The organism is Pseudomonas sp. P4_C1 (assembly GCF_056402155.1).
Genome location: NZ_JBFUHY010000107.1, coordinates 1 through 12496, shown reverse-complemented (window position 1 = coordinate 12496; position 12496 = coordinate 1). Strand labels below are relative to the sequence as shown.

Below are 12496 nucleotides of genomic sequence, written 5' to 3'. Positions count from 1 at the left end.
ATGTTGTCTTTCTCATCCGCCGACAGCCCATGAAAACCTTTCAAGTCATGCTGCCACTGCTGGATCGCGGCGAAGCTGCCACCGACCATGCCTTCAGCGCCTTCGCTCAACAGCGCGGCGGCGACAGCGGCTTCGTCGTGGGGATTCTCGGTGCCATCTTCGTAGCCGGTCAGGTCACGGCCGGTCATGTGGCGGAAGGTTTCGTTCATCTGCACCAGGCGCAATGCCGGGGCCAATGCGGCGGCGATGACGTTGCTGCGGTTGAGCAACTCACCACGGTCTTCACCGTGCAGCCAGCACCAGAGCGCATGCTGGGTCGACGGATTTTCTACGCCCACACCGGTCAACGCCGGAAAGGTTCGTAGGCCATCGATCTGAGCGTGCAGCGCATTGACCAGCGATTCACCGAAGCCGACGACAGCCGATTTCCCGTCCACCAGTTGCATCAAGTTGTCGAGCGCGACCGGCAATGCCTCGACGGATTCGAGGGCGAAGAACATATGGCGGGCTTGAGGCGGTACGGGGGTGGCGAGAATGCCCGGCTGGTAATAGCTCATATGAACTCCTTGAAAAAGAGCACGGAGTTTAACCGGAGTACGAGGGTTTGTGTGGCGTCAGAGGCCAGGAGCCTGTGGCAAAGGGTCAGACCGTGCTGGGGCTTTCGCTACGGGTCGGCGGGGTTTCGGCTCTTCACCGCACCCCGCCAGCAACGCCGCAAAGACGCCCCCCACCAAGGCCAAACAAAGGCTAGGCTTTTCAGTTAATCGGCTTGCCCGCATGGCTGTACTCTCATTGGTAGCCCGGCCAGCCGGGTGCACCTTTTTTGTTGTGATCAAGGCGAGGTCAACACTAAGGCACCCGGTGTGGGCGGGTTGAGGGCATTGGGGGGTCAACAAGGGGCGCTTCTGAGGCCATGACTGATGGGAATCGATGAATCCGCGATCCTTCACGCTGTGCGGCAAAACGCTGAAATGAGTCATGACAAGGGTTGCTGAGGTCTGCTAAAACGATTCATCAGCGCATCATCCAATCCAGAGGGGTAGCGACATGACCACAGCCAATAGTCTCCAGAACCTGTTCCCGAGCCCCGCCGACATCCCGGAAAAGTACCGCCTCGACGGCCAGACCGAGCAGCGTGAGTACCTGGTCGATGGCGTACTGAGAACCTGGAACGGGCCACTGGCCCAAGTCCGTAGCCCGGTGTACCTGGCCGGCGCCAATGGCGACGAGCAAGTGATCCTCGGCAGCACGCCGCTGCTCGATGCCGACACCGCATTGACCGCCCTCGACGCTGCCGTCCGTGCTTATGACCGGGGCCAGGGATTGTGGCCGACCATGCGCGTGGCCGAGCGCATCCAGCACGTCGAAACCTTCCTCGGACGCATGCGCGAGCAGCGCGACGCCGTGGTCAAGTTGCTGATGTGGGAAATCGGCAAGAACCTCAAGGACTCGGAAAAGGAGTTCGACCGCACCTGCGACTACATCGTCGACACCATCAACGCGCTCAAAGAACTCGACCGCCGCTCCAGCCGTTTCGAACTGGAACAGGACACTCTCGGCCAGATCCGCCGCGTGCCGATGGGCGTCGCCCTGTGCATGGGGCCTTACAACTATCCGTTGAACGAAACCTTCACCACGCTGATCCCGGCGCTGATCATGGGCAACACCGTGGTGTTCAAGCCGGCCAAACTCGGCGTGCTGCTGATTCGCCCGCTGCTGGAAGCCTTCCGCGACAGCTTCCCGGCCGGGGTGATCAACGTCATCTATGGCAGCGGCCGCGAGACGGTCAGTGCGCTGATGGCCAGCGGCAAGATCGACATCTTTGCCTTCATCGGCACCAACAAGGCCGCCAGTGACCTGAAAAAACTCCATCCGAGACCCCACCGCTTGCGCGCGGCGCTGGGCCTGGATGCGAAAAACCCAGGGATAGTCCTGCCGGAAGTGGATCTGGACAATGCGGTCAGTGAAGCGGTCACCGGTTCGCTGTCATTCAATGGCCAGCGCTGCACCGCGCTGAAGATCCTGTTTGTGCACGAGGACGTGGTCGAGTCCTTCATCGACAAATTCAATGCCAGGCTCGCCAACCTCAAACCCGGCATGCCCTGGGAAAGTGGCGTGGCCCTGACGCCACTGCCGGAATCGGGCAAGGTCGACTATCTGCACTCTCTGGTGGCGGATGCCGAAAGCAAAGGCGCCAAGGTGGTCAACCCCAACGGTGGTGAGGCTCGTGCGTCGTTCTTCTACCCGGCGGTGCTGTACCCGGTCACGCCGCAGATGCGCGTTTATCAGGAAGAACAATTCGGCCCGGTCATCCCCATCGTGCCGTACCGCCATCTGGATACCGTGATCGATTACGTGCTGGAGTCGGACTTCGGCCAACAGTTGAGCATCTTCGGCACCAACCCGGTGGCGGTCGGCCGGCTGGTGGACACTTTTGCCAACCAGGTCGGGCGCATCAACCTCAATGCCCAATGCCAGCGCGGCCCGGACACCTATCCCTTCAATGGTCGCAAGAACTCCGCCGAAGGCACCTTGTCGGTCCATGACGCACTGCGGGTGTTTTCGATCCGCACCCTGGTGGCCACCAAGTTCCAGGAGACCAACAAGGACCTGATCAGCGAGATCATCAGCGGCCGCAGTTCGAGCTTCCTGACCACCGACTACATCTTCTGAGGAGAGCCAGCCTGAGTACATCCCGAGCCCATCGACTGCCACCGCTGCTGCGCCGACTGCTGCGTCCGTTACTGGACCCGTACCGGCGCTACCGCCATGCCCGGGTGATCCACGCGGTGCGGGTGTCGCTCGGGTTGCTGGCGACCATCCTGCTGACCACCGGCATCCATCTGCCCCACGGTGAGTGGGCGTCGGTGACGATGCTGGTGGTGATCGGCGGCTTGCAGCATCACGGCAACATCGGCAAGAAAGCCGCCGAGCGTGCCATTGGCACCTTGATCGGCGCCGGCGTCGGCCTTGCGTTGGTGGCACAACAGGCCTGGCTCGGGATGCCCTGGCTGACCTATTTCGCGATGTCGGTGGTCTGCGGGTTTTTCTCGTATCACGCCATCGGCAAGGGTGGTTACACCGCGCTGCTGTCAGCGATTACCGTGTTTATCGTTGCGGGGCACGGCGACAACCCGGTCACCGATGGCCTGTGGCGCGGAGTGGACATCCTGATCGGCATTGCCCTGGCCCTGGCGTTTTCCTTCGCCCTGCCGCTGTACGCGGTGTATTCCTGGCGCTACAACCTGGCCGATGCGCTGCGTGATTGCGCGAAAGTCTATGGGCGCATCATCGATGGCCAGGCCATCACCGCCGACGAACACCTCAAGCTCATGACCCGCCTGAACGCGGTGATGGTGCAACTTCGCTCACTGATGCCGTCGGTGTCCAAGGAAGTGAAGATTTCCATGACCGAGCTGGATGCCATCCAGCGCAACCTGCGCATGTGCGTCAGCACCCTGGAAATCCTCGGCAATACCCGACCGGATGCCAATGACCTCGAGGCGATGTCGCTGATGCAAACGGCATTGAAAGCCGAGCATCGCCAGATTCGCGTGCAATTGATCGGCATGGCCCGGGCGTTGAAATCCGGTGCTGTCCAGCGGCTCAATCGGCCCATGGACTTGCCGCTTGTCAGCCTCGATGCGCCGGTCTACAACACGCTGGACGGCTATCGTTTGTTGACCCAACAACTGGCCGCCAACGTCGGCGAGATGCGCCAGCGACTGGCCAGCAATGCGCCGCGCTGGAACATCTGACGCCTGGCTAGCGGGTTACGGCGTCACCGTGCGCCGAAACTTCAGCGACCAGCCTTGTTGCATGCCGGCAGCGGCCAGCAGAATCGCCGCGACTCCGATCCATTGCAGCGGCTCCAGACGATGGCCGAAGGCAAACCAGTCGACGAAAATCGCCGCAATCGGGTAGATGAAGGACAACGCTCCCGTCAGCGCAGTCGGCAACTTTTGAATCGCGCCGTACAGCAGCACGTACATCACACCGGTGTGCACCATGCCCAGCGTCACCAGGCTGGCCCACGCGCTCGGCGCCTGCGGCAGTGCTGAAAAATGTGCGAATGGCGCAAGCAACAACACGCCCGTGCTGACCTGGATCAGCGCAATCAGGTGCGGCGGTGTGCCGGTCAAACGCTTGATGATCAATGCGGCAATCGCATAGAGAAACGCCGCGCCCAACGCCAGGGCAATGCCCAACAAGTAATCGCTGCCGCTTTCGCCCTGGCTACCATGGGCACTGACAATCGCCAGCATCCCGAGAAACGACACGCCCAGCCAGGCCAGCTTCTGCGTAGTGATTTTTTCATTGAGGAACAGCGCCGCCAGCCCGACCAGCATGAACGGCTGGACGTTGTAGAYGGCAGTGCCGATGGCAATCGACGCCCGGGAATAGGACGCGAACAACAGCACCCAGTTGCCGACAATCGCCACACCGCTGAGCACGGCGAGCAGGAAGGTCGTGCGGGTCAAAATACCGGGGCGCAGAAAGCCGAAGCCTGCGCAAATCAGCAGCAAGGTGCCGGCACCGAACAGGCAGCGCCAGAACACCACATCCAGCACCGGTTGCCCGGACACCAGCACGAACCAACCGATGGTGCCGGAGATCAGCATGGCGGCCGTCATTTCGAACGAACCGCGGCGTAGGGTTTTGTCCATCATCAGACTCCTGTGTTTGTGGCCAAAGTATGCCAATGAACCTGGGCGCTACTCCAGAGCAAAAAGCAGGCTAAACTCGGGATCTGCCTTTTTTATCAAGGCCGTTTCGAAAAAACGCCTAACAGAGGATTTCGCCATGACCGATGACATCGACCAGGTGCTGATCACGGCGCTGATGGAAGACTCGCGACGCTCGCTCAAGGCCCTGGCGCAAATCAGCGGCCTGTCCTCCCCCAGCGTCGCCGAGCGTCTGCGCCGCCTGGAAGAGCGTGGCGTGCTCAAGGGCTACACCGTAGAGATCGACCCGAAATGCTTTGGCTACCAGCTCCAGGCCATCGTGCGTATTCGCCCGTTGCCGGGGCAATTGCAGGAAGTGGAACGGCAAATCATGGCCATTCCCGAATTCACCGAGTGCGACAAGGTCACCGGCGACGACTGTTTCATTGCGCGCCTGCATGTGCGCTCGATGGAACAACTGGACACCCTGCTGGACCGCCTCAACACCCACGCTGAAACCAATACGGCGATCGTCAAGAAAACTCCGGTCAAGCGCCGATTGCCGCCCATGGCGTGAGTGATATTTGTTTCAGACTGAAGTAGGTTGGCGGTTTCCGGCGAAGGATTGACGGTATGAAAGCTCAGGCAATGCTACTCATGGTGATGCTGCTTGCAGGTTGCGGCACGATTCAAACGGTTGTGCGCGGTGACGAAGTGGCTGCAAAGAGCCTGAAGGACCATAAGAGTTATTGCGGCGCAGTACCGCGAATCTACAGCGGCGTGACCTACGACTTTTGCACGCTGAATGCCCCCCTGGAAAAAGGCCGCGATGCGCAGGTGCATGATAGTGCCCCTGCCATTGTGCTGATCGACGTGGTCATCTCCGGCGCGCTCGACACCTTGTTGCTGCCCTACACCATTTACCGCCAGCAAGCCGACGGCAGCATTGTCATTTCGGAGTAATCCTGAATTCCAGGCAATAAAAAACCCGCCTGAGCGGGTTTTTCATTCAGTGCCGACGATCAATCATCGCGGCCCATGATGCCGAACAGCTGCAACAGGCTGACGAACAGGTTGTAGATCGATACATACAGGCTGATGGTGGCCATGATGTAGTTACGCTCGCCGCCATGAATGATGGCGCTGGTCTGGAACAGAATGCAGACCGAGGAGAACAGCACGAAACCTGCGCTGATCGCCAGTTGCAGGCCGCTGATCTGGAAGAACATGCCCGCCAGCGTCGCACCCAGCAGCACGAAGAAGCCTGCCGTGATGAAACCGCCGAGGAAGCTCATGTCCTTGCGGGTGATCAGCACATACGCTGACAGACCGCCGAACACCAGCGCGGTCATCGCGAAAGCCGAGCTGACCACTTCAGCGCCGCCCTGCATACCCAGGTAACGATTGAGGATCGGGCCCAGCAGGAAACCCATGAAACCGGTCAGGGCAAATGCCGACACCAGGCCCCAGGCCGAATCACGGAGTTTGTTGGTGAGGAAGAAAAGACCGTAGAAGCCGATCAGCACCACGAAAATGTTCGGGTAGCCAACATGCATCTGCTGGGCAACGTAGGCCGTCACACCACTGAATGCGAGGGTCAGGGCGAGCAAGCCGTATGTGTTGCGCAGGACGCGGCTAACCTCTAGCTGCTCAGCCTGCACGCTGTTATTAACTGCGTAATCCTGTTCGCGCATGGCGACACTCCTGTTGGTTTGAAACGTTCAGTCGCAAAGATCATAGCAGACGCTCTGTAACAAGCTACGCAGAGAGTTTGACAGTGTGTTTCATTCAGGTATTATGGCGCCCGCAACGCAAACGGAGGTGTGGCCGAGTGGTTTAAGGCAACGGTCTTGAAAACCGTCGACTGTAACAGGTCCATGAGTTCGAATCCCATCGCCTCCGCCATCTTTATACGACAAAGCCCTGATTTTTCAGGGCTTTGTCGTTTCTGGGATTTGGAAAAACCTGCCAGCCCACACTTCAGCCCACACCCTGGGTTGAGTCTTGCTTTTCGACCAGCGGCTAGTTTTTCGAATGGTCTCTTGTCCCTGTAATTCTGAAGCACCGACCAAGGAACTGATGCTCTCGGAAAAATTCCCGAAAGCGAAGAGGACTGATCGTGGCCGACCTTATGCGTCGACTCAGCTCAATTTGTTTGTCTTCACTGAGCACGATGTCCTGAGAGTTCATGTGATCACTCCAGGCACTGACTGACCACAGAAGCATGGCTCAGGCTAGAAATTCATTTCTGAGACAGGACACTAGGCAAGGGAATCCCACACTTGCACCAGGCCGAACAGATGCACCAGCCCATAGACCAGGCAGACCGCCGAGCTGATCACGATGAAGCGAATACTACGCCCAGTGCCTGCCAGCGCGAACGGTCCCAACAGGCCGCGCAGCAGGTAGACCAAGGTGATCGCGCACAATGCCGGGCGCAGCAGGGGCAAGGGATCGATCACCCCGGCACCGGACAGTGCATACGCCGCCCATGCGGCGAGCACCAGGGCAATCCCCGTCGTGATCACCGCGGGAAACCGGCGACCGGCCTGGGCCGCACGCACAAAGCGGTCGCCAGCGCCAAACAAGCGATACCAGGAAGGCCCTCCCATGATCACCCCGACATGCATCAGGGCCGCCAGCAGGCTGAGCCCGGCGCCGATCACCAGCGCCATGTTGTATTCGTTTGCCATTCCATCGCTCCTTGATGCAAATGCGCCACGGTGCGCCCCATAGACGTCGTGGCGCGTCGGCAGGGCCCGCCTTGACCACGTACTCAGCTGGTTGCCGCTTCGGCGCGGGTGCCGACGTCCATCACCTGGTAGCGCACGTGACGACCGCAGACCGCAGCGGCCGCTTCCACCCCGCCAGTCATGGCGCCAAAAATACCATGCCCGGTACGGGTCGATGCGCCGCACAGGTACAGGTTGCGGATTTCAGTTTTGGCCCCTGGCCTGTTGTGCAGGAAGTACTCCGGGGTAAAGGCCAGACCGTAGGACGTGCCCCCTTCGGAGCCGATAAAGCGCGTCACTGAAAAAGGGGTCGAGACTTCCTGATACACGATGTGGCCTGACATTCCCGGAATCACCCGTTCAGCCAGGGCAATCAGCTGGCGGGCGTACCACTCTTTCTTCTCCAGGTACACAGGGTTGCTCCGGTAGCTACCATCCGTCAGTTCGGCCTGGGTCACGCCCCAGCTTTGCGGGGTGGAAGGCACCGCCGACATAAGCTGCAGGTTATAGATGCCTGGCGGGGCGATGGCCGGGTTATCCGGGTCTTTCATCGTTGCGTTACCGATGAACAGATGGGGCTCCTCGGGAAACTCTCCGGCGAACACCTCGCGGTAGGCCTTCTCATAATCGCAGCCAGGGTAGATGCGGTAGTTGGTGTTCTTCAGACCCATGGCCTTGAGGTCCATGTCGATGCCGAGATAGACCACGCCCATGGCCGGTGACATCTCGAACTGTTCGGCACGACGCACGGTCTGTGGCTTGAGGTGTTCACGGCCAATCAGGCCAAGCAGGGCCTGCTTGATATCGGCGTTGCAGATCACCGCGTCCGCCTTGACCACCCGCTTGCCCAAGTGCTTGTTGCTGAACTCGACGCCCACGGCATGACCGTTCTCGATCAGGATACGTTCGACCCTGGATCGCAGGAGGATCTTGCCGCCCTTGCGCTCGACCACCTCGCCCAACTTGTCGGAGAACATCTGGCCGCCACCCGAGGGGTAATAGGAACCCTGCAGGAAGTGGTTGACCACCGCGGCATGGCCAGCCATGGTCGCGCGGCTCGGCGGCTGGTGATAGACCCCCAGCTGCCCGGTCAGGATGGCCCGAAGGCGTTGATTCTGCGTACAGGTGTCGAGGAACTGCGCCACCGTCGATTTGGCATGCCGCATCAGCATCCAAGAGCGTGGCAGCACCCACAGCGCGGTCAGCGGCCGCGAGTGGATGCCCATGAAATCCCAGACCTGCTGCAGCATCTTGAAGTAGCGGTTGATTCCCGCTCGCTCCTTGGGAAACGCCTCCAGCAGCTTCTCGCGAAAGCGTTCATAGCCACGGGGAACCGCGAACTGGAAGTCGGGAAAACACAGGGTTTCGAACCCCTCCGGGTCCTGCTCGATAAATTTGATTTCACCATCATTGATACCTGCACCCCGCAAAATCCGCGGAATCAGACCGTGTTTGCCACAGTCACCGATGTAGTGCAGGCCGACGTCGAACTCATAGTCCTTGCCCTTGCGGTGGAACACCGTGGCACAGCCGCCCATTTCATAGTGCATGTCGAGCACCAGTACCTGCTTGCCGCGATTGGCCAGGGTCGCGGCAGCCGTCAGGCCACCGATGCCGGCGCCAACCACGATCACGTCAAAGGTGTCGCTTTCGAGGGTCTTGAATCGATCAAAACTTTGCATGGATAAGGTTCCAGTCGCGCATCAGGCATGGGCCAGGTGGTGGTCGCGGGTCGGATCGACCGCCTCGGCCTCACGTATCAGGTGGGGCAGCTTGTTCGGCTTGCGGCTCCAGTGTTCATGGTTCGCCAATGGTGGAATCCGCTGCAGGATCACCGGCCAGTGCTTGACCAGCTCGGCGTTGAGTTCGATGAAATGCCGGTTGCTGTCATCGAGCAGGTTCTCCGGCTGAATCGCTTCCTCCGGACACTCGGGCAGACACAGGCCACAGTCGACGCACTCCTGAGGGTTGATGGCGATAAAGTTGGGCCCCAGGTGGAAAGCATCCGCGGGGCAGATATCGACGCAGCTGGTGTGGCGGCATTGAATGCAGTTGTCAGTCACTACGTAGGTCATGGTGCGTCTCGTAAAAATCTGGTTTGACGGGGGAAGTCGCCACTCAGAAGTAGCGGTCGACCAACAAACGCGCCGACAACATCGTCCCGATGAAACCTGCGCCCGGGAATGTCCAGGCCCCGACCTGGTACAGCCCCTTGACCGGGTATTTCTGCGGGAAACGGTTGAACAGGCCGGATTGTCGGGTGTTCTGCTCGAAGCCGTAGATCGCGCCCTCCGGGTTATGGGTGAACTTGGTCATGGTGCGTGGCGAGCCGCTCTCGCAGACCTCTATGTGCCGACTCAGGCCTGGAATGACTCGTTCGGCGTTGGCGATCAGCAGCTCGGTGAGTTCAAGCTTCTTGCGCCTGTAGTCGAGCTTGCCCAGCGAGTGCCACTCGCTGGCGCCCGTCAGCGTGAACAGGCCCAGGCTGGACTTTCCGGCCGGTACCATCGACGCATCGACGTTGGAGAAGTAGTTGATCGACCAACTGGTGTTGTCGCCATGCAGCTCCCCGGCCTGGATATGCTCGAACTGTTCGCGCTGGGTTTTCTGCGGGGCGAAGAAGTGGATGTACTCCTCGGGGCCCACTCCCAACTCGCTCAGCGGGCAATCGAGCCCCAGGTAGACTTGAAACCCGGACACCGACAACTTGAGCCGGCGCAGTCGCGAGCGGTACCTGGCGTCGAAATGCTGCTCGCCAGCCAGTGCCACGACCGCATGGGGCGAAATATTGGCCACAACATTGCGCGCCTTGACCCTGCCCGACTTGCGCGTTACCACGCCGCCGATTCGCCCGCGTTCAATCACGATCTGGTTGACCGCTGACTCCAGCTCGACCCGGCCGCCATGTTGCTCGATCACTTCGACCAGGGCATTGGACAATGCCTGGGAGCCGCCCTTGATCGAATAGCCGCCGTTCTCCAGATAGTCGATAAAGGGATAGGAAAAGTACCCGAACGCCAGGTCCTTGGCCGGTAGACCGTAGTAGCTCCATTGCGCCGACAGCACTTCCTTCAAGCGTTCGTTGGAGGTGAAACGCGAGAAGTAGTGATCCACCGTTTCATGGCCATACTTGAGCACCCGCGGATAGATCATGGGCGTGGCCACCAACCTCATCCAGAAAGGTTTGCGCGAATACAGAAAGCCGCACAGGTCCTTGTAGTTGCGCTGAGACTCGGCAAACAGGCGATTGATGTTGTCGACTTCCTCGGGAAAGAAACGGAACAACTCGCGCTTGTAACCTTCCAGGTCTCGGTGTCCAACCGTTATGTCGATGTCCTGAGAGCGATAGCGATACAGGGTCGGGTGATGAAGAAACTCGACTTTGTCCGCCACGCCACAGGCCTCGATGACATTGAACGACTCGGCGCCACGTACCACGCCGTCGAACGAATGCAGCGAAACATCGAAGTTGAAATCCTTGCGCCGAAAATTGCTGGCATAACCGCCGGGTACATTGTGCTTTTCCACCACCAGTACCTTCTGGCCTCGCTGCGCCATAAGGCTGGCACTCGCCAGCGCGCCAAGGCCCGCGCCGACGAAAACGGTATCGTATTCTTGACTCATTACATCTCCAGGCTCCGCGGCCAGATCCGGACAGCTAAATCAGACCGTCAGGCCGCCGTCGATTACGAATGTCTGACCGGTGATGTAGTCGGCCTGGGTCGACAGCAGAAAGCTGGCCAAGGCCGCCACTTCACGCACTTCACCGAAGCGCCTGAGGGGGATGGTGTCAGTGATCGACTTGCGCACCGGGTCGGCRATCTGCTCGACCATCTCCGTGGCAATGAAACCTGGGGCGATGGCGTTGACGTTGATCTTGAACCGCGCCAATTCCAGGGCCATGGTCTTGGTAATGCCGATCATCGCCGCCTTGGTCGCTGAATAACTCAACTGTCCCTTGTTACCCTTGAACCCACTGACGGAGGACATGTGCAAGATCTTGCCGCGACGCTCGGCGGCCATCGCCGGCGCCAGGCATTTACTGAAATACACCGCCGAATCGAGGTTGGTCGCAACCACATCGCGGTAACGCTCGATATCGAACTTCAGCAACAGCTGATCGCCGGTCACCCCCATGTTGTTGATCAAGCCGTAGGGCTCGCCGAGGGTCTCCACCAACTGTGCACACACCGCCTCGACCGAACCGTGGTCCCGCCCGTCACAGGCATGCCCAAGGGCCCAGCCACCGCTGGCCGCCACTTCCCGCTCCAGTTGCAAAGCCGCGTCGGCCGAGGACTGGTAGGTGAAAGCGACCTGATACCCTTCCCGTGCCAGGGCCGAGACCAGTGCGCGTCCAATGCCACGACTGCCGCCACTGACCAGCACCCATTTGCCGTTTGAAGACTGCTGAACATCCATGATCTACATCCTTTAGCCTGATGGTCCTTGCCGTTGTTACGCGGGCACGACGGGTGTTTGAGCTTCTGCACGATTGAAGAAATCGAAGATTTCCTCGAAGTAGCGGTCCCGATGCTTCTTGTGGTTTTCCAAGTGACGACAGCCCTCGAAACCGACCATATGTAGCGCCTCGCAATCCAGGCTGAGCCCCGCCACGCTGGCAGCCGGGATAAAGCGGTCGTTGAGCCCGTAGAAATAGGCGATCGGTAGATCGCGCACGCCCTGCAACGAGTGATCAATGGCACAGGTCCCCGTGGGGACCGCCAGACGGCTGCCGCTGATCCAGCGCATAGCGAGTCGCAGCGGTCCGCGGGTGAAGTAGCTGCGCACCGAAACCGGCACACTGTCCAGCACCGCCGAGGTAAAGGGCGTGGTATCGCGCGCCAGGGCATGGGACAGGTGATAGCCGCCAAACGAACAGCCCACCAGGTGGATAGGCAGGCCGGGGTTGTCCCGGATCACTCGCCGGGCAATCGCCAGCACATCGTCGGCAAACGCGTGGCCGCCGATGGTGCTGCGGCCGCAGACTTTGAAGTTGAAGGCGACCACCTGAGAACCCTGGTCGAGAAACGCCTGATCCAGTTTGTTCTCGAAAAAGTAATGCATGCCGTACTTGAGGAACGGATGGCACAAGAGCACCAC

Annotated in this window: 13 protein-coding genes and 1 tRNA gene; 5 read left to right on the top strand and 9 right to left on the bottom strand. The window is 59.9% G+C overall.

The window, feature by feature from the left end; all coding sequences use genetic code 11:
• Positions 1-557: Dyp-type peroxidase (locus AC1DU9_RS28215; protein WP_477811123.1), on the bottom strand; the 557-nt coding region annotated here is incomplete at its 3' end.
• A 490-nt stretch (positions 558-1047) separates the two neighbouring features.
• Here AC1DU9_RS28215 and AC1DU9_RS28210 point away from each other — a divergent pair.
• Both AC1DU9_RS28210 and AC1DU9_RS28205 read left to right on the top strand, forming a co-directional pair.
• The gene (locus AC1DU9_RS28210; protein ID WP_223462831.1) at positions 1048-2673 is read left to right on the top strand and encodes an NADP-dependent glyceraldehyde-3-phosphate dehydrogenase; all 1626 of its coding nucleotides are present in this window, start codon (positions 1048-1050) and stop codon (positions 2671-2673) included.
• Between the two features lie 44 nt (positions 2674-2717).
• The gene (locus AC1DU9_RS28205) at positions 2718-3758 is read left to right on the top strand and encodes an FUSC family protein (RefSeq protein ID WP_477811124.1); all 1041 of its coding nucleotides are present in this window, start codon (positions 2718-2720) and stop codon (positions 3756-3758) included.
• A gap of 15 nt (positions 3759-3773) precedes the next feature.
• Here the strand turns inward: AC1DU9_RS28205 and AC1DU9_RS28200 are convergent, their stop codons facing one another.
• Entirely contained in the window at positions 3774-4667 is an 894-nt protein-coding gene (locus tag AC1DU9_RS28200) for a DMT family transporter (RefSeq protein ID WP_477811122.1), read from the bottom strand.
• Positions 4668-4803: 136 nt separating this feature from the next.
• On the opposite strand from AC1DU9_RS28200, the gene AC1DU9_RS28195 reads away from it, so the two are divergent.
• Both AC1DU9_RS28195 and AC1DU9_RS28190 read left to right on the top strand, forming a co-directional pair.
• Positions 4804-5241, top strand: a complete 438-nt coding sequence (locus AC1DU9_RS28195) for an Lrp/AsnC family transcriptional regulator (RefSeq protein WP_007987480.1) — start codon at positions 4804-4806, stop codon at positions 5239-5241.
• Between the two features lie 56 nt (positions 5242-5297).
• Complete coding sequence (locus AC1DU9_RS28190; protein WP_457266267.1) at positions 5298-5627, top strand: YceK/YidQ family lipoprotein; 330 nt, start codon at positions 5298-5300, stop codon at positions 5625-5627.
• 59 nt (positions 5628-5686) lie between these two features.
• Here the strand turns inward: AC1DU9_RS28190 and AC1DU9_RS28185 are convergent, their stop codons facing one another.
• Entirely contained in the window at positions 5687-6358 is a 672-nt protein-coding gene (locus AC1DU9_RS28185) for a Bax inhibitor-1/YccA family protein (RefSeq protein WP_108219910.1), read from the bottom strand.
• A gap of 123 nt (positions 6359-6481) precedes the next feature.
• Between AC1DU9_RS28185 and AC1DU9_RS28180 the strand changes: the two genes are divergently transcribed.
• A tRNA-Ser gene (locus AC1DU9_RS28180) sits at positions 6482-6569 on the top strand.
• A gap of 356 nt (positions 6570-6925) precedes the next feature.
• On the opposite strand, the gene AC1DU9_RS28175 is transcribed toward AC1DU9_RS28180, so the two are convergent.
• The 6 genes from AC1DU9_RS28175 to AC1DU9_RS28150 form a co-directional block, all read right to left on the bottom strand.
• A complete protein-coding gene (locus AC1DU9_RS28175) occupies positions 6926-7357 on the bottom strand; it encodes a hypothetical protein (RefSeq protein WP_477811121.1) in 432 nt (143 codons plus the stop codon).
• Between the two features lie 83 nt (positions 7358-7440).
• Positions 7441-9078 (bottom strand): phytoene desaturase family protein, encoded by a 1638-nt coding sequence (locus AC1DU9_RS28170; RefSeq protein ID WP_223462827.1) that lies wholly within the window; start codon positions 9076-9078, stop codon positions 7441-7443.
• Positions 9079-9099: 21 nt separating this feature from the next.
• Complete coding sequence (gene fdxA / locus AC1DU9_RS28165) at positions 9100-9471, bottom strand: ferredoxin FdxA (RefSeq protein WP_223462826.1); 372 nt, start codon at positions 9469-9471, stop codon at positions 9100-9102.
• A 43-nt stretch (positions 9472-9514) separates the two neighbouring features.
• Entirely contained in the window at positions 9515-11020 is a 1506-nt protein-coding gene (locus AC1DU9_RS28160; RefSeq protein WP_108217409.1) for a phytoene desaturase family protein, read from the bottom strand.
• Between the two features lie 39 nt (positions 11021-11059).
• Positions 11060-11815 (bottom strand): SDR family NAD(P)-dependent oxidoreductase, encoded by a 756-nt coding sequence (locus AC1DU9_RS28155; RefSeq protein WP_223462825.1) that lies wholly within the window; start codon positions 11813-11815, stop codon positions 11060-11062.
• A gap of 36 nt (positions 11816-11851) precedes the next feature.
• Positions 11852-12496: alpha/beta hydrolase (locus tag AC1DU9_RS28150; RefSeq protein WP_477811120.1), on the bottom strand; the 645-nt coding region annotated here is incomplete at its 5' end.

What these genes read in the sequence shown, in the direction of transcription:
- AC1DU9_RS28185 (WP_108219910.1), bottom strand. Translation starts at nt 6,358, where the DNA reads ATGCGCGAACAGGATTACGCAGTTAATAACAGCGTGCAGGCTGAGCAG.
- AC1DU9_RS28170 (WP_223462827.1), bottom strand. Translation starts at nt 9,078, where the DNA reads ATGCAAAGTTTTGATCGATTCAAGACCCTCGAAAGCGACACCTTTGAC.
- fdxA (WP_223462826.1), bottom strand. Translation starts at nt 9,471, where the DNA reads ATGACCTACGTAGTGACTGACAACTGCATTCAATGCCGCCACACCAGC.
- AC1DU9_RS28195 (WP_007987480.1), top strand. Translation starts at nt 4,804, where the DNA reads ATGACCGATGACATCGACCAGGTGCTGATCACGGCGCTGATGGAAGAC.
- AC1DU9_RS28190 (WP_457266267.1), top strand. Translation starts at nt 5,298, where the DNA reads ATGAAAGCTCAGGCAATGCTACTCATGGTGATGCTGCTTGCAGGTTGC.
- AC1DU9_RS28210 (WP_223462831.1), top strand. Translation starts at nt 1,048, where the DNA reads ATGACCACAGCCAATAGTCTCCAGAACCTGTTCCCGAGCCCCGCCGAC.
- AC1DU9_RS28160 (WP_108217409.1), bottom strand. Translation starts at nt 11,020, where the DNA reads ATGAGTCAAGAATACGATACCGTTTTCGTCGGCGCGGGCCTTGGCGCG.
- AC1DU9_RS28175 (WP_477811121.1), bottom strand. Translation starts at nt 7,357, where the DNA reads ATGGCAAACGAATACAACATGGCGCTGGTGATCGGCGCCGGGCTCAGC.